Origin of the sequence: Microcoleus sp. bin48.metabat.b7b8b9.023, from assembly GCF_013299185.1 — a bacterium.
GTDB lineage: Bacteria > Cyanobacteriota > Cyanobacteriia > Cyanobacteriales > Microcoleaceae > Microcoleus.
Map to the genome: position 1 here is coordinate 13,975 of NZ_JAAFKG010000014.1, position 16,733 is coordinate 30,707.

Sequence of the window (16,733 nt, forward strand, 5' to 3'; positions counted from 1 at the left end):
GGATTGTAGTCAGCCAGAATCATCATTGCTTTGTTGCGGCCCGCTGCGCTCTGCGTTCCTGAAGTTTGACTCGCGCAGCTTCATATTCAGAGCGAGGGGGAGTTGCAGCTATGCGAGCAAAGCGTTCGCGGTTTCGCTCTTCCCAATACTGCCGAGTTTCTTCGGCTAATTTCAAAACTTCTTGATACTCAGCTTCTACGTCTGTCTGATGCGCTTCTATGTAAGAAAGAGCAGCGCCAAGCTGCTCATCCGTAAGATTAAATACATCACGAATGAATTTAGAGGGATACTGGGCTTTGAGATGCTCTATTACATCATAAAGGGTTATGCGTGTTCCCGCGATCGTCAGCCCCCTTTCTGTGCGGACAATAGTCACTTTTTGATTAAGATTAGGATTAGGATTTAATACTGTGGCATCCATCGGTTTTTTCCGCTTGGCTATATTTGGCATTTTAACGCATTGTTTTTCAAACATTCCATTTTTTTCGCAATGCTTTCGATAGATGTCAGAGGTTAATAACCAATAACTCCGCAGCACCTAAAGAAATCGTGATTCTAGCCTTTACCAATCATTCAAGGCTGCGATCGCAACTTCAATCAACTTTCATTACATCTCAAATCAGAAAAATATTATTGCCAAGAAAACCACTCTATGGTATACTAGAAGATTGTGAATATTAATCAAAAGTAAAGTAACAAGCCGGGAGAAATCAAAATGACACAGCAAACCCTGCACGGAACCAGCCGCAAAAGAAAAAGAACATCCGGTTTTCGCGCCAGAATGCGTACCGCAACTGGTCGATTGGTAATCAAAGCACGCCGGAGCAAAGGTCGCCACCGCCTCGCAGTGTAGCACGGCCCAAAAATGAGCCCGATCGCACGCAGCCACCATGTTGCCCCTGACAAACCGACTCAAGCACCGAAAAGACTTCAGCGCCGTTTACCGCAAGGGAATCCGCCGCAACTCCGCTCATTTCAGCTTAAGAGCTCTTCGCAAACCCAAAAGCGTCGAGATTGACAAACCCACAGCCGAGAAATCCTTGCAACCGAGTCGCACAGGCATTTCTATTAGCTTGAAAGTCAGCAAGCGCGCCGTAGTCCGCAACCGGATCAAGCGCCAGATTCGCGCAGCTTTGCGACAGCTATTGCCCCGATTAAAATTCGGATGGGATTTAGTAATTGTGGTGCGTCCGATCGCACAAGAGTGCAATTATGCAGAAATTCTGCAAGAATTAGAGCAGTTGTTGGTAGAAGCCGAGGTACTAGATGGGAATTCGAGAGGAAGTATATTATGAAGGCGGCCCAGCGCTGGGAGACTTGATTATCAACTTACTGCTGGGGTTGACTGTCGTGGGAATCCCCCTCGCAGTAGGAGCAATTGTCCGGGCTCTGTGGCTGCGCTACCGGATCACCAACCGCCGAGTATCGGTAACTAGCGGTTGGATGGGTGGCGATCGCATCGACGTTATCTACTCAGATATAGTCAAAATTGTCACAGTACCTCGGGGTTTCGGGACTTACGGAGACATGGTGCTGACAATGAAAAATGGCAGCCGCTTGGAACTGCGATCGATTCCGAAATTTCGAGCAGTATATGACTACATTAACGAAAAACTGCCCGCAGCAGCTCAAAAAGCCAACGCAGCAGCAAAAGCTAAATAACCAAAAGGCTTTCACCCTGATTTGAGGGCGAAATCAGTCGATTTTCCATTTTGCGATTTGAGATTTACTCCACAGATGAATCTGCGAGGTTGAACTCTTAGTCTAAAATTTGGGGAGCATCCACGACGATTGTCGGGGGCTTGTATGCGTTTTTTGGGTGAAGTCAGCGCGAGTAGTGGCTTTAGTCATTACAAAAATCTGTGAGCGGGCGGTCGATCGACAGGCAATGTCCTAAGATAGAGACAAAAGCCTAAAAGTTGAGGCGGCCCGCATTCAGCGGGTAAAAATAGTTCTCAACAGTAAACTAAGAGCACCTAAATTAACTCAAAGCGAATGGATTTTGGTATCTCGTTTCTCTCCAACAACCTAATGCTGCCGATCCTAGATTTTTTCTACGGGATCGTGCCAAGCTACGGTTTAGCGATCGTAGCTCTGACGCTCGTGATTCGCTTTGCTCTCTATCCTCTCAATGCAGGATCTCTTCGCAATATGCGGCGCATGAAAGTAGCGCAGCCGTTGATGAAAGAGCGAGTAGATCAAATTCAAAAACTGTATAAAGAAAATCCTGCCAAACAGCAGGAGGAAATGAGCAAAGTATACAAAGAATTTGGCAATCCTCTAGCAGGATGCTTCCCGTTAGTGCTGCAAATGCCGGTGCTGTTTGCACTGTTTGCAACGCTGAGAGGTTCGCCTTTTTCTGACGTAAATTACAGCGTCAACGTCCAAGTTTTGCCGAAAGAACAAATCGAAACTGTTCAACCGCAAGCCTTTGCTACGCCTCCACAAAATATTTACGTGACTGGTACATTTCACGCCCCAGTTGTGGGCGTGATTCCAGCAGGTGACAAACTTGGAGTCGGCGATACAACCAAGGTTGAATTTAAGACCCCAGACGGTAAATCTCTCCAAACTCTAGCGACAGAAAATAAGAGCGAAATTGACTTTGTTCCCAGTTGGAAAGTCATCAAAGGCGAAGAATTTGTCAAGGTAGACGAACAGGGCAACATCGTGGCTTTAGCGCCCGGTGAAGCCACAGTTCAAGGCACAGTCCCCGGATTGGCTACTAACAAAGGATTCCTGTTTATCGAAGCTCTAGGCCGCGTGGGCGCGATCGACCCAGACGGCACAATCCACTGGGATATTTTGGTGATGATCCTCGGCTTCGGTATCAGTTTGTATATCAACCAAACTCTTTCGGGACAAGCACAAGGCCCAAACGACAACCCCCAACAGGCTACAGTCAACAAACTGACGCCAGTTATATTTTCGGGGATGTTTTTGTTCTTCCCGCTGCCCGCAGGCGTGTTGATGTATATGCTGATTGCTAACATCTTCCAAACAGTTCAATCGTTTATTTTGTCCAGAGAACCGCTGCCGGAAAATCTCCAAAAAATCGTGGACGAAGCAGAGGCGAAAACTAAAAAAGAACAGGGATTAGATGCACTTCCCTTCGAGCCGGGCCGTTCTAAGAAAAAGGCTTGATTGTTAAAATGAAAGAATCAGAAATGCAGCGCGGACAGCAATGGTTAGAAGAATTGCTAAAACTGTCCGCAATTCCCTCAACAGTGGTAAGCCAACAGCAAGATGATTGCTATTGGATGACAATAGATGACAGCAATCTGACACCAGAACAAGTAGCCATCTTAATCGGCCCAGACGGTAATGTCCTAGATGCGATTCAGTACCTCTGCAACACAGTTGCAAACATCGCTCACGAATCAGATGAACCGATTGCTTATACAGTCGAACTGAACGGCTATCGCATCCGCCGACAAGCAGAACTGCGATCGATGGCAGAGTACGCAGCAGATCAAGCGCGATCGACTGGAGGAGAAGTTGAAATCAAATCGCTGTCTTCGGCAGAACGCCGTCAAGTACACAGTTTCTTGAGCGAATGTGAGGATATAGAAACTTACAGTCAAGGACAAGAACCCGATCGGCGTTTGGTAGTGCGACTGCGCTGACGGTAACAAGGAAAAAAGAAAAAAGGAAAAAGGAAAAAGCCAAAAATGAGCTATTCCTTTTGACTTTTAACTTTTTACCCGTTACCCGCCCAAAAACAGGTACAAGCCCCGATGCCCTTCGTGGATGCCCCCCAAATTTTAGACTCGTGTTTAATATCCCAGATTCATCTGTGAAGTAAATCTAAAATCTAAAATCTAAAATCGACTGGCTTGTGACTTGAGACGAGGATAATAAAACGGCGAAAGATGATTATGGAGACAATTTATATCCCTCATCTGCTCACAAAAACCGAGCGGAAAGAGGTCATTGATTTTGAAGAAATTATCCCCGATTTAGAAACTCTAACTCCCGTGCGGGGACGGCTGCAAGTTATTCACAAAGGTAATTTTCTTGATGTGAAGGCGAACGCTGAAACAATTGTGACTCTTAGCTGTCATAGATGCCTAAAACAATACAACCACCGTTTAAAAATCCAATCATCGGAAATAATTTGGCTCGAAGAAAAAGTGAGCGATCCTGATGCAAGTTCAGGAGAATTTGAAGTTGATTTAGAAGATTTGGTGGAAAATTTATCTCCCACAGGCTATTTCTCTCCGAGTGATTGGGTGTACCAACAAATGTGCTTGGAACTGCCGCACAAACAGCTATGCGATGTTGAATGTCCGGGAATAGATTTAAATGAGGATGATGCAGAAGAGACAGAAAGTTCAGAAACAGTCTCTGACAGTCGCTGGGCATCTCTGGCGGCACTTAAACGTCAATTGCCCTAGTCAAAAGTCAGCAGTCAAGAGTCATTAGTCATTAGTCAGCAGTCAATAGTCAATAGCTAAGGGAGCATTTCAGTTTTGCTTTTACTGTCCGCGAGCGGGACAGTTGCTAGATGTATAGCCTTTCTCAAAAAGATGAGGTATAACTGACAGCTTATATAACCACTTAAACCAAGAGGGCCCAAGCCCAACAACGTCCGCGAATCTTTGTGAGAACCGGTATATATAAGCTTTGCTGCGATCTTGAAGAACTCGCACTCTAACAAAAACTCTTTTTACTCTCGGAAAGAAATGCTTGCGTAGCTAACCACGAATAACCGTGGAATAACGACGAAAAAAACACCCGCTAACAACTAATGACTAATAACTAATAACTAATAACTAATAACTAATGACTAATAACTAATAACTAATAACTAATGACTATTTTTAGCGACGAGTTTGAACTGCTGCTACGATCGCGCTACCCCGTAATCTACATTCCCACACGGGAAGAAGAGCGCGTCGAAGTCGCGATCGCCCAATGCGCCAAAAAACAGGGTTCTCGCGCCGTCTACATCTGGGATTTTGTAGATGGCTATCAAGGCAATCCCAACGATGCGGGTTTTGGCAAGCGCAACCCGCTACAAGCTTTGGAGTTTCTTGAAAAATTGCCGGCATCCGCACCAGCAATCTTTATTTTGCGAGACTTTCAGCGCTTTTTAGAAGATGTCTCAATTTCCAGAAAGTTGCGAAATTTGGCGAGACTGCTCAAATCTGTACCCAAAAATATAGTCATCGTATCTCCGATAACTTCGATCCCGGATGACCTCAGCGAAGTCATCACTGTTTTGGAGTTTCCCCTGCCTGCGGCTGCGGAAATAAAAATGGAGGTAGAAAGGCTGTTAGGCGCTACCGGACAAGCCATAGAAGGGCGTTTGCTGGACGAAACGGTGCGCTCCTGTCAAGGATTGTCGATCGAACGAATCCGCCGAGTGTTAGCAAAGGCGATCGCCACCAGAGGCGAACTGCATCCCGACGACGCCGAACTGATTTTAGAAGAAAAACGCCAAACCATCCGCCAAACTCAAATTCTCGATTTTTACCCAGCCCGCGAAAACATCTCCGATATCGGCGGTTTGGACAATCTCAAAGAATGGCTGCTGCGGCGCGGCGGTGCTTTTTCCGATCGCGCCCGCCAATACGGTTTGCCACATCCCAGAGGCTTGTTATTAGTCGGAATTCAAGGCACCGGCAAATCCTTAACTGCAAAGGCGATCGCCCACCACTGGCATTTACCTTTGTTGCGGTTGGATGTCGGACGGTTGTTTGCCGGATTAGTCGGGGAATCGGAATCGCGCACCAGACAAATGATTCAGCTAGCGGAAGCCTTGGCGCCTTGCGTGCTGTGGATTGACGAGATTGACAAAGCTTTTTCGGGATTGGATGGTAAAGGCGATTCTGGGACAACCAGCCGCGTGTTCGGAACTTTTATTACTTGGTTGGGCGAAAAAACTTCACCGGTGTTTGTCGTCGCCACGGCGAACAACATCCAGTCTTTACCGCCGGAAATGCTGAGAAAAGGCAGGTTTGACGAAATATTTTTTGTAGGTTTGCCAAGTCAGGAGGAACGGCGGGCGATTTTTGAGGTACATTTGTTGCGGTTGCGATCGCACAGCATCAAAAACTACGATCTAGAGCGCTTGGCTTACGAAACTCCAGATTTTTCAGGAGCCGAAATCGAGCAAACTTTGATTGAAGCAATGCACATTGGGTTTAGCCAAAATCGAGACTTTACCACAGATGATATTTTAGAATCAGCTAGTCAGATGGTGCCGTTAGCCCGAACAGCGAGCGAGCAAATCCAATTTTTGCAAGATTGGGCGGCGGCGGGGAAAGCTCGCCTTGCTTCGAGATACGGCAGTTTGAGCCGCCGGATTCAGGGATAGTCGATCGCAAACATTGTGCAGACAGTCAGTATTCGGTATTTACCGGAATCAGAAGTTGTCTTCCCAAAGTCTATCCCACCCAGCCCAAATTTCTCAATTCCCGATTTTCCCGATTTTCCCGATTTTCCCGATTCTTTATTCTGGCGATCGACGGTCAACTATTCCTTATTCTTTCGACTAACTGTCAACTGTCAACCCTTCTCTTTCGCAATCTGTCAACTCTCAACTATCAACCCTTCTCTTTCGCCAACTGTCAACTGTCAACTGTCAACTGTCAACTGTTAAGTCAACTGTCAAATTTTCCTTCATATGAACAGTGTATATAGCGTTTTCAAGTTTTTAGTGGGTTTTCTGCTAGCGATCGTGCTGATGGCAGGCGCTAGCGTGGCGGCTGCACTTTACTTTGCCGCTAAGCTAACTACTGTGCCCGACAGGCCTGTTTTTCCCAACGACAAAACAGCAGCACAGATTGCCGGTGCTGGGGCGAAGTCAACAGCCAAGGCCAGCCCAGTTTCTACGTCTAGCGATGCTGCGTCTGGCGATGCCGCGTCTGAGAAACCCCTGGAACCGGGAGCTTACCGAGCTCTGGTGACTCAGCCGATCGGCTTAATTCTCCGGGATAGTGGCAACCGAGACTCGAACCGAATTGGCGGTGTAGGTTACAAGGAAAAAGTTGTGGTTTTGGAAGATTCACCAGACAAAGAGTGGCAGCGAATTCGAGTTGAGGATGGCAATCGCGAAGGTTGGGTGAAGGGCGGCAATACTGAAAAAGTTGAGGGCGAATAGCACAAAGGCTGGTGTCTAGAAATTATCCGCGTTGGCCTGTGTTGCTCTGCGGTTGCCCGATCGCAGATCGTATGCAATAAGTCTAATCTTTATCTCCGCTCAACCCATCCTACATATCACATTCTTTTTGAAAAGTCAAATTAAATTTATTTAGCATAAAGATTTGGTTTAAACCCCCAAGCTTTTTCGGAAAAAATCAAAAGCAGACTATTCATTACTCCAATCCTCGGACTTCCAGATAGAGTTCGCTGTCAGCGGTCAACCAAGAGGGCCCGCACGGCGGTGTACCACCCCTACGACAGGTCAACTGTCAACTGTCAACTGTCAACTGTCAACTCTCAACTGAGAGTTATGTTAAGAAACTTAGCAAAATTTTAAGCTTAGTTGCAAATCGTAGGCTTTTGTCACCGCAGTAGAGGCAAGAATGGTAGCTTAGATCACAAGATCTAAGTTTTCAGCTTAACAGCTATCAACCATAAAAAATATGTACGACAAACGTCCCGATCGAGATTTGGCGACTGCTGCTGTAACTGCGGCTTTAGGAGCTGGAGTGGTCACTTCTTTTGCAGTCAGCAGAGGGCAAAACCCTCTGGTAGCGTTAGCAATTACTGTTTTTGCAGCCGGAGTAGCTTTGATTTGCGATCGGTTCGGTTTAATTTAAGTTAATTTCAACTTTGTAGAGAATAATTAATAGTTAACAAATTAAATCCCCATCCTGTTGGCAACTAGCAAGGGTGGGGATTTTTAGTCGATCGTCAACAACTAATATTTTTCTAATACAAAATTTCATTTTTAGCCAATAATAGCCAAAAACTGGTCATTTTTCCCTCAGCAAGGCTAAGATGTGGCTGCAAACTATTTTCCTGACACTCGCGTCTCTCGAAACAGCGATGCTATCGTGGTTGTTACCTGTAATTATTTTTGAAGGCATTTTTTTTTAACACGGGTGCTTCGCGCAAACAGGTAAAACTTAGTCTTGATAGATCCTGAGCAACCCAAAGCTCAGCTTGAGTTTGCTCGTACATCACAGCCACAATTTCACACTAAAAATTTATGGAATCTCTCGCCTACCTCGAACTTGCTCTTGTTTGCGAAGCACCCGCACAAGAGTCGAAAATTTTTGATACGCCCAAGTGGCAAAACCTATCGACTCAGACTTATGTCCGTTTGCTGTCTCTGGCTTTGATGCTGTCGGTTTTGAGTGCAGCCGGTTCGGCTTTTGCTCAAATAGATCCAGGAAATCCCAATTTGCGCTCTGTTCAAGACAGATTGCGGGATCTTGGCTATTTTTCCAGATCTTCTACCGGTCAGCTAGGCCCGGTAACAAAACAAGCTCTGACTAACTTTCAACGAGACTATCAACTGTCGCTGACTGGTAAACCCGATCGATCTACGGTGATAGTGCTCAACAGTTTAGACGAGGACGATCGATCTTTTAAAACTACTTATACAAACTATAGCTATAACGAGCTGCGTTATGGAGACTCGGGTGCAGATGTTACCGCTCTCCAGCGCAGGTTGAAAGAGCTAGGCTACTTCAACACGCATCCCACAGGGAGTTTTCGCGAAATTACTCTCAATGCGGTGAGATACTTCCAGCGGATTAATCGACTGCGGGTGACTGGAGTTGCTGACAGGCAAACTTTAGCCTTGCTGTTTGCTTCCACCAGGCCAACTCCCCCCGTTACTCCTCCTGATATTTCGGAAAATGGCGGTTGCAAGGGGCTGCGGTTCGGCGACAGAGGGGCGACGGTAGACTTGATCCAGCGGCAGTTAAAAGCTTTAGGCTATTTTGAGGGCGGGATTGACGGCAAGTTTCGCGAACGCACTCTCTACGCTGTGACTCGTTTTCAGCAAGATTTCAATCTGGTTTCTGACGGCTGCGCTGACACTGCTACTTTGAAGGCGATAGATGCCCAGATGAGGGAAGCTCAAATTACTGTATATCCAGGAGAAAATGACGAGCAGAGTAATAATGCTGGAGATTTTCTGGATTTGGGCGACACAGGTCGAGAAGTAGAATTGTTGCAACGGCGGCTGCAACAATTGGGTTATTACAGGAGCCAGATTCACGGTTGGTTCGATCGACCAACTCAAGAAGCTTTGATCCGATTTCAGAGAGATAGCGGGCTGTCCGGGACTGGCACAGTAGATCGCAGCACTCGATCGGCTTTGAGACAAGCCAACAGGCAGGCTGCAAAGCCGCAGCAGCCCGTTGCAACGGGTCTGCGGCGGGGGGATACTGGGCCTGGTGTCCGACAGCTTCAGTCTGCGCTCAGAAGTCTGGGGAAAAACCCTGGCCCGGTGAATGGAGTATTTGGAGCCGAGACTGAGTGGGCGGTGCTGTCCTTTCAACGCGAGCGCAATTTGTCCCCGGCTACGGGTATTGCCACTCCGGCAACTTTGGCCGCAATCCAAAACGGGTTAGCTGGGCGAGTTACTGTTCCTGCTGTGCCGATTAGCAGTGTCAATTCTCGATCGAGCATTCACCAATTACAAACACGATTGCAAGGCCTCGGCTTTTATACAGGCTCAATTACCGGAGTTTTTGATGCTCCGACGAAAGACGCTCTCGATCGATCTGTGCGCAGTTACGGGGTGAGCAGCGATGATTTGTTGAGCCAAACTTTTTAGCACCCAAGTTGCGGATGCGACATCAAATAAATCTGGTTTCTGGTTCCTGACTCATTCCCGATCTGGATCTATTGTCCCCCAGAAACTCGGTTTCGGCGCAAGTGCGATCGCACTTGCGCCGAAGATGTTTTGCTAAAAATTGTAACAAACCGTACTTGAAATGCCAAAATAGTGTATTATCACTCGATTGCATCAGGAGCACTGTTGCCATTCTGGGCGATCGACCTCGGACAAGACCAATTGCTAGAAACCAAAGACGGCCATCCCATCCGCAAAGCTTCATGGCACACCGTATGAATCGTTAACTGGCAGTCTAGCAGGTGCAACCCAGACTTTTCAGCTTGTTTCATGCCAATTTTCAAAATCGAATCGTTGTTAAATTCGATCGTTCTGTTGCACTGAACGCAGACTAGATGGTGGTGGTGGTGCGGGTAAGGCTGGTTTATTTCATAGTGTTTGTGACCTTCGGCTAGTTCGAGTTCGCGGAGCAAGCTCATCCTTGCCATTAACTTTAAAGTTCGGTAAATAGTGGACAAGCTAATGTTTTCGCCACGATTTTTTAACAAAGTGTACAAATCCTCCGCACTCAGGTGGTTGCCTTTGGGGAGGTTCTGAAACACGTGCAAGATGGTTTCCCGTTGGGGAGTCATCCGCCAGCCTTTGTCATTGAGTTCGGATTTGAATGAGGACGCGGTGTAAAGTGCCATAGTGACCCTCTCAAGAAAGTCTGCCTATTGACAATAATACATAACGAGCGAGATATTTTGCAAATATCGGAGCTTATTGAAAAAAGCTGGGGATAAAAATTTAGACAGAGGACAGAGAAATCGTGTAGAAGTAACAATCATTACTTCTGTTTTATGCTTTCTGTCTTCTGCCTTCTACCTAGATCCAGAAACGGACATTACCAATACATTGACCTACTCCCGAACCTTGAAGAATGGGGATTCTGGATTTAAACAGACAAAGCAAGCATTCCTTGTCTGATATTGCCGAGCATCCTAGTTTGATGCCTCAACCTATAGGATTGTTTTGCCATTATAGAATTGAGACCGGATTTTTAGCGCTCGGGTACCAACAATACATAGCCAATTATGAAAGCCGTCCTATAAGAAGGACGAGGCTCTAAACCCTATTGGGCAGTAAATGCACACCAGCTAACTTAAGTTAGAGACTCCAGATAGTCGCGCACGCGGTTGCGACGCTTGGGTTGGCGGAGTTTTTGCAAAGCTTTGGCTTCAATTTGGCGGACTCGCTCGCGGGACAAGTCGAGAGCGCGACCGATTTCTGCCAAGGAGTAGGGGTGTCCGTCGCCCAAACCAAAGCGCATCAGAATTACATCTCGTTCGCGGCTAGTCAAATCTGCCAACAATTGTTGCAAATCGCGGTGCAGAGCTTCTCGCATCAGCATTTCTTCTGGCGAGATGCTGTCTGTTTCGAGTAAGTCGCCCAACTCTGTATCTTTTTCGTTGCCCACTTTAGTTTCCAGAGAAACAGAGCGAGGAACTCGCAGCAATACTTCCCGAACTTGAGCGGCAGTCATGTCCAATTCGACGCCGATATCTTCGATCGTAGCTGTGCGACCTTTTTCTTGAGAAATTTTGCGCTGGGCTTTCTTGATTTTGTTAAGTTTTTCGGTGATGTGGACGGGGAGGCGGATGGTGCGGCTTTGAGTCGCTATAGCCCGCGTGATTCCCTGGCGAATCCACCAGTAAGCGTATGTGCTAAACCGATAGCCCCGTGTCGGGTCGAACTTTTCGACAGCTCGTTCCAGTCCGAGAGTACCTTCTTGTATTAAATCGAGCAATTCTAAACCGCGATTTTGATATTTTTTCGCCACCGAAACCACCAGGCGCAAATTCGCCTTAATCATGTGGTCTTTAGCTTCGATGCCTTCAGCTTGAATTCTTTCGATCGCCTCCACCGTCATCTCTGCCAACTCTGCCCACTGGCGCTTGCCTTCGGACATAATTCGCTTGAGTTCTGGCACGTCACTGATGCCGGCGGTTAATGCCCAGCGTTCCAGGGAAGGTTTGTGTCCCAATTGTGCAGACAGGCGATCGCGCACTTCTATTAAATGCACGAAGCTTTGAATCAGCCCTTCTTCCTGGGAGGCGACGGTATTCCGCAATTCCAGCAATTTGATGTAGCGCTGAACTTTTTGAGCTTCGGAGACTTCTTCGTCTCTACCCAAGAGACGCACCCGACCGATTTCCTGTAAGTACAGACGCACTAAATCTGTAGTGCGGCGGCTAGCGTTTTTTTGCAATTTGGATGCTGTGTCTGCATCTTCAGTCTCTGCTGAGTCTTGGTCGATGGGTTCGTCTCCAGCTTCTTCAGCATCTTCATCCAACACATCTACATCTTGCAAGGGATTGACTCGCAGTTGTTCGTCGAATTCAGCTTGAGCGTAAAAAGAGGTGGCTGGCATAGTGATTTTCTCAATGGCTCCGGGTGAAAAGATGCTACGCTTAGCGGTTATTTATAATTATGATGCCCACTTTGTTAAGACGAAGCATCACCGCTGTTTGTTTCTTTACTAACTTTTCTGACTTTTGTGCTGTGGTCGAGATCGAACTTTTGCTGCCCCACTTGTTTTACCAAGATTCGGGAAAACGCTAAGAACTTTCTGATGTAACAGTTTGAAGGCCCGAAAAGTGCGTTGTACTTCTTTGTTTATATAGCTAGTATAGATAGAGACTGGCTATAAACAAGTGACCTTCGTCAGAAGTTAAGTTAATCTTCATCACTAATAACCTGGTTCCCGATCACTTCGGAAAAATAGGGATTTTTTTAATAAAACTTTATATAATCCTGCGTTCTTGATTAAATATCCCACAGCTCACAGGAAGCTTAATTCCTTGCACCATATGAGATTCATTGTTTTTAGAGTCTCCCTTATCGAGTTGGCGGTTAAGGGGAAAACCGGGTTTCCTGACAAAAATTCTGCATTTAAACCCAGGAATTAGAGGAAAAAACCCGGTTTCTTGATGTATTTGGCGTAGGTTGGGAGTTGGATATGGCGATCGATCTATAACTTTTTTGGTGTTGGCTGGGGCTTCCCTTTTAACCTCACCCAATATGAGCAGCATCAAAAACCGGGTCTTTTGAACTCCCGCTGGCACAGAAAGCGTAGGTTTTTCATCGCTGTTACCGGATTGTTGAAAAGTTAAAACTGGCCTTGCACTTGTCAATCAGTAAGATTACTTAAAAAACTGCTTTTGAGAGTATTGAAAAATTAGCGGGGGTAAGTGGGCATAAATATGGCCCTCCGAATGTTGGCGAAGCCCTCGAAGACGATCGCCTAAATCTCAGTTTTTCACCCAAAATTTGAGCAAATTTTAAGTATAATTGCTGAGGGACAAATACTTCCCTCGCTTAAATTGTCACCAATGCTGTTACCCGATCGACTTTGAGTGACAATCATTCTCTCTCGCGTCAGTGCACTCCAATTAAAATTACTAGCGCGGGTAAAGTTTCATCAATTCCCTCACCTGTTCGGCATGATAGGAACTGCGAGTTAAGGGAGAAGCGACAATTTGCAAGAATCCCAAAGATTCGCCAAACTCTCTCCAAGCATCAAACTGTTCCGGCGGCACAAAATTTTCAACGTTCAAGTGCTTTTGAGTCGGTTGCAGGTACTGTCCCAGGGTCAAAATATCGCAGCCAACTGCCCGCAAGTCCTGCATCGCCTCGCGAATTTCGGCATCTGTTTCCCCCAGTCCCACCATGATGCCGGATTTGGTGTAAACCCCAGGTGCGAGTTCGCGGCTGCGTTGCAATAGTTCCAGGCTGCGATCGTACTTTCCTTGCGGCCGCACCTTGCGGTAAAGTCGCTTTACGGTTTCGGTATTGTGGTTGAGTACCTCGGGCCCGGCTGCGAGAATAATTTCTAAAGCTTGCCAGTTGCCGCACAAGTCGGGAATCAAAACTTCTATAGTTGTATCCGGCATTGTCGATCGTACAGCTTGAATGCACTCGACAAACTGAGACGCGCCCCCATCCGGCAAATCATCGCGGTTAACAGAAGTAATCACAACATGATTGAGTTTGAGCCGCTGCACCGCCTGCGCCAATCTTTGGGGTTCCGTCGGATCTAAAGCTTGGGGCTTTTTCTCAAAATCGATATCGCAGTAAGGGCAGGCGCGGGTACAAGCCGGCCCCATAATCAAAAATGTAGCAGTACCTGCGTTGAAGCATTCGCCGATGTTCGGACACGAAGCCTCTTCGCAAACCGTATTCAGGGATAAATCCCGCAAAATTTCTTTGACGTTGCCGACGCGCTCCCATTGGGGGGCTTTTACTCGCAACCACTGGGGCTTAACTGTCACGCCTGCCTCCGCCTGAGTAGTGTTTTACAAAACATTATACTAGGAGGTTGCTAACTTTTGACTTAAATGTGATATTATAAAAAATCTATTGACTAATTTCGGGATGTAGCGCAGCTTGGTAGCGCACCTCGTTCGGGACGAGGGGGTCGCAGGTTCAAATCCTGTCATCCCGATTGTTAAAGTAAATCGGATATTCCGCAGCAATTTCGAGGCAGAGCCTCTGGATATTCATTACCAGGCTCTGCCTGGTAATGAGAAACAAGCGCAACTGCGAACGAGTTTTTTAAACGCTCAAATTGCGACGCAAAAAGCTTTCTAGGGATTCCATTCTGATGCCGTAGATTAACTCCAATTTTTGCACTTCTTCGGGAGTGCAGAAAAACTCGTTACCCAGCAATACCCGCAAAGTTCCCAAGCCTTTTTGAGCCTGAGGATTTAACAAACCCAAGGCATTTCGCAAGCCGTCAAATACCATCAACGGCGGATTGATTACCACGGGTTCGCGATTGAACAAGCGTCCGAAAATCCGGGCAATGTCGTCTCTGGTCAGCACATCGGGGCCGCCGACTGATAAAATTTGGTTGCGCGCGCCTTCGACTGTTGGCGAGTCTGCTGCAATCTTTGCTAAGTCGTCGGTACTGACAACAGAGGTGCGGTTTTTGCCGTCGCCAATCAGCAGGTAAAGCCCGGTTTCTCGAAATCTTTCTGCTAGCGGCAGCAAACTCGAAGCGAAACCGGCTGGCCGTAAAATGGTATAATTTAATCCGCTGTTTTGCAGGTATTTTTCGACTTCTCGCTTGGCTTTGAATACTGCTGAATCTTCGTATCCGCGATCGACTCCCAGTACCGAAAGAAAGACAAAGTGCTGCACTCCCGCTTCTTTGGCGCAGTCGATCAGTTCTATGTTAGCGCGGTAGTGTACTGCTTGAACGTCGCCGCCGGTGCCGTGGCTGCTGATGATGTACTGCACTCCTTGGCAAGCTTTTTTAATATCTTTGTCTTGTTTCAAGTCGCCGATAAAGATTTGGGCGCCTCGGTTTTCTAGTTCTGAGTAGCGAGATGCGAGGCGAACAAATGCGCGGACAGGTTTGTCTTGCTGTCTGATTTCTCGTACAATTCGGCGGCCTAGTGGGCCTGTTGCTCCAGTTACTAAGAACATGATTTTTGGTTGTTGGTTTTTATTGAGATATTGCAGTCCGGCAGGGGTTTAAACCCCTGCCTCATAGCTTAAGTCTTCTGAAAGAGGACTGAGGAGTTTATTGAGAATTATGCCCGATGTGAGTTGTTATTAAATTTATAACTGATAATTCAAATTTCGACAATTACGGGGGTGTGATCGCTGGGTTTGACTAATTTTCTGGGAGCAATATCTATTGTACAGTTTTTGGCTTTTTCGTAGAGGGGAGGGCTGAGATAATGGTGGTCGATTCTCCAGCCGTTGTTGCGGGGAAATGCGGCGGCGCGATAGTCCCACCAACTATAATGTCCGCCTTCTGAGGTGAATTTGCGAAAGGGGTCGCTTAATCCTAATTCGGTGATTTCTGTTAATGCTTGGCGTTCGGGTATTGATAGGCCAACGGAGTTTGCAGCAGCTTTGGGATTGTATATATCTCGATCGTCCGGTACGATATTGAAGTCGCCACAAATGCACAGGTTGGGCGATTTGTCTAGTGCTATTTTCAGGTATTCTTGCAGCAGTTTGAGCCAATGCAGTTTGTATTGATACTTCTCGGAACCAATCTCGGAACCGTTGGGAACGTATACGGAAATAATGCAAATATCGTCTATAACCCCGGCTATGAGGCGCTTTTGTTCGTCAAAGATACCTGTGGTTTCGGTGCCGAGAATGGGGGAAAATCCGGCGCTGACTTGTGACAGGGGCGATCGACTAAAAATAGCGACGCCGTTGTAGGATTTTTGACCGGAGATGTAGCAGTTGTAGCCGATGTCTACAAATGGTTGCAGGGGAAAGTCTTTGTCTGTAACTTTGGTTTCTTGCAAGCAGAGAACGTCGATTTGGTTGGTTTGCAACCAGTTAGTAACGTGTTCGAGGCGGGTGCGAATTGAGTTGACGTTCCAGGTGGCAATTTTCATTTATAGTAAGTAATAGATTAGTCGATTTTAGATTTTAGATTTTACATTTACTCATCGGAGTGCGATCGGGATGCTCGTGAGTGATGGTCGCAACCGCGACGCTCTATAGTATAGTACAGTTTGAGGGTGGTGAGTTCGGATGTGCGATCGAATAATTGAGTCAAAGTTGACATTTGGCGATTTGGCTGATACAGTACCGTAGCGCAAACTGAAGGATATAGAGTCTTCGTAGAAATGAAATTTAACACCCTGCGATCCACCAACAAATTAAAGCAATAAATTGTTGTTTGATCCAATTTTTTTATTTAGGGTTGTGACAGCAATTATGATTCAAGGCGATCGAGATATTAAGAATGTCTTTCAACTGGTTAATCGTGAGAGTCAGAAAGAGTTAAGGAGTAAAGCAAAATTAATTACATAATTTTCTCCAAATTCTTTAATTTTTTTCTACATATGAAACAAGAGATTGCCAGCTAGAGTAGTCATCTATCTATCGCTCGCTCGATCGCCCTTAACCGAAAACATCACATCCCCGCAGCTAAGGCGGAGTCAGCGCGAATTTGGTA

Annotated in this window: 17 protein-coding genes, 1 tRNA gene and 1 pseudogene; 12 read left to right on the top strand and 7 right to left on the bottom strand. The window is 46.5% G+C overall.

Annotated features, from left to right (window positions below; translation table 11 throughout):
- Positions 1 to 22: 22 nt before the first annotated feature.
- On the bottom strand, positions 23 to 475 hold the full coding sequence (locus tag QZW82_RS10615) for a DUF433 domain-containing protein (protein WP_366665000.1): 453 nt from the start codon (positions 473 to 475) through the stop codon (positions 23 to 25).
- Positions 476 to 715: 240 nt separating this feature from the next.
- On the opposite strand from QZW82_RS10615, the gene rpmH reads away from it, so the two are divergent.
- The 11 genes from rpmH to QZW82_RS10670 all read left to right on the top strand — a co-directional run bounded on the left by rpmH (position 716) and on the right by QZW82_RS10670 (position 9,742).
- Positions 716 to 853 carry a 50S ribosomal protein L34 gene (rpmH, locus tag QZW82_RS10620; protein WP_006632320.1) on the top strand — a complete coding sequence of 46 codons (138 nt, stop codon included), beginning with the start codon at positions 716 to 718 and terminating at the stop codon, positions 851 to 853.
- A gap of 37 nt (positions 854 to 890) precedes the next feature.
- On the top strand, positions 891 to 1,295 hold the full coding sequence (gene rnpA / locus QZW82_RS10625; RefSeq protein ID WP_293147795.1) for a ribonuclease P protein component: 405 nt from the start codon (positions 891 to 893) through the stop codon (positions 1,293 to 1,295).
- A complete protein-coding gene (locus tag QZW82_RS10630) occupies positions 1,267 to 1,662 on the top strand; it encodes a PH domain-containing protein (protein ID WP_293147797.1) in 396 nt (131 codons plus the stop codon). The genes rnpA and QZW82_RS10630 overlap by 29 nt, the downstream gene beginning before the upstream one ends.
- Before the next feature lie 333 nt (positions 1,663 to 1,995).
- Positions 1,996 to 3,144 carry a membrane protein insertase YidC gene (yidC, locus tag QZW82_RS10635; protein WP_293147799.1) on the top strand — a complete coding sequence of 383 codons (1,149 nt, stop codon included), beginning with the start codon at positions 1,996 to 1,998 and terminating at the stop codon, positions 3,142 to 3,144.
- A gap of 8 nt (positions 3,145 to 3,152) precedes the next feature.
- Positions 3,153 to 3,626 (top strand): R3H domain-containing nucleic acid-binding protein, encoded by a 474-nt coding sequence (locus tag QZW82_RS10640; protein ID WP_293147801.1) that lies wholly within the window; start codon positions 3,153 to 3,155, stop codon positions 3,624 to 3,626.
- A 252-nt stretch (positions 3,627 to 3,878) separates the two neighbouring features.
- Positions 3,879 to 4,397, top strand: coding sequence for a YceD family protein (locus QZW82_RS10645; protein WP_293147803.1), 519 nt, complete (start codon positions 3,879 to 3,881; stop codon positions 4,395 to 4,397).
- 416 nt (positions 4,398 to 4,813) lie between these two features.
- Positions 4,814 to 6,322, top strand: coding sequence for an AAA family ATPase (locus QZW82_RS10650; protein WP_293147805.1), 1,509 nt, complete (start codon positions 4,814 to 4,816; stop codon positions 6,320 to 6,322).
- Between the two features lie 15 nt (positions 6,323 to 6,337).
- Positions 6,338 to 6,607 carry a hypothetical protein gene (locus QZW82_RS10655; protein WP_293147807.1) on the top strand — a complete coding sequence of 90 codons (270 nt, stop codon included), beginning with the start codon at positions 6,338 to 6,340 and terminating at the stop codon, positions 6,605 to 6,607.
- Positions 6,608 to 6,631: 24 nt separating this feature from the next.
- Positions 6,632 to 7,108, top strand: a complete 477-nt coding sequence (locus QZW82_RS10660; RefSeq protein ID WP_293147809.1) for an SH3 domain-containing protein — start codon at positions 6,632 to 6,634, stop codon at positions 7,106 to 7,108.
- A gap of 484 nt (positions 7,109 to 7,592) precedes the next feature.
- Positions 7,593 to 7,769 carry a hypothetical protein gene (locus QZW82_RS10665; protein WP_194010918.1) on the top strand — a complete coding sequence of 59 codons (177 nt, stop codon included), beginning with the start codon at positions 7,593 to 7,595 and terminating at the stop codon, positions 7,767 to 7,769.
- Positions 7,770 to 8,161: 392 nt separating this feature from the next.
- Positions 8,162 to 9,742, top strand: coding sequence for a peptidoglycan-binding protein (locus QZW82_RS10670; protein WP_293147812.1), 1,581 nt, complete (start codon positions 8,162 to 8,164; stop codon positions 9,740 to 9,742).
- 179 nt (positions 9,743 to 9,921) lie between these two features.
- Here the strand turns inward: QZW82_RS10670 and QZW82_RS10675 are convergent, their stop codons facing one another.
- The 3 genes and pseudogenes from QZW82_RS10675 to lipA form a co-directional block, all read right to left on the bottom strand.
- Positions 9,922 to 10,449: a transcriptional repressor gene (locus QZW82_RS10675; protein ID WP_293147815.1), complete on the bottom strand. Its 528-nt coding sequence runs from the start codon at positions 10,447 to 10,449 to the stop codon at positions 9,922 to 9,924.
- Positions 10,450 to 10,904: 455 nt separating this feature from the next.
- Positions 10,905 to 12,173, bottom strand: a complete 1,269-nt coding sequence (sigC, locus tag QZW82_RS10680) for an RNA polymerase sigma factor SigC (protein ID WP_293147817.1) — start codon at positions 12,171 to 12,173, stop codon at positions 10,905 to 10,907.
- 1,030 nt (positions 12,174 to 13,203) lie between these two features.
- A pseudogene (lipA, locus tag QZW82_RS10685) lies at positions 13,204 to 14,076 on the bottom strand (lipoyl synthase); the annotation flags it as partial.
- A gap of 96 nt (positions 14,077 to 14,172) precedes the next feature.
- Here lipA and QZW82_RS10690 point away from each other — a divergent pair.
- Positions 14,173 to 14,246: transfer RNA gene (locus QZW82_RS10690), tRNA-Pro, on the top strand.
- A gap of 110 nt (positions 14,247 to 14,356) precedes the next feature.
- Here QZW82_RS10690 and QZW82_RS10695 read toward each other — a convergent pair.
- The 3 genes from QZW82_RS10695 to QZW82_RS10705 form a co-directional block, all read right to left on the bottom strand.
- Positions 14,357 to 15,232, bottom strand: a complete 876-nt coding sequence (locus tag QZW82_RS10695; protein WP_293147819.1) for an SDR family oxidoreductase — start codon at positions 15,230 to 15,232, stop codon at positions 14,357 to 14,359.
- Between the two features lie 149 nt (positions 15,233 to 15,381).
- A complete protein-coding gene (gene xth / locus QZW82_RS10700; RefSeq protein WP_293147821.1) occupies positions 15,382 to 16,167 on the bottom strand; it encodes an exodeoxyribonuclease III in 786 nt (261 codons plus the stop codon).
- A gap of 47 nt (positions 16,168 to 16,214) precedes the next feature.
- Positions 16,215 to 16,340: a hypothetical protein gene (locus QZW82_RS10705; protein WP_293147822.1), complete on the bottom strand. Its 126-nt coding sequence runs from the start codon at positions 16,338 to 16,340 to the stop codon at positions 16,215 to 16,217.
- Positions 16,341 to 16,733 lie beyond the last annotated feature (393 nt).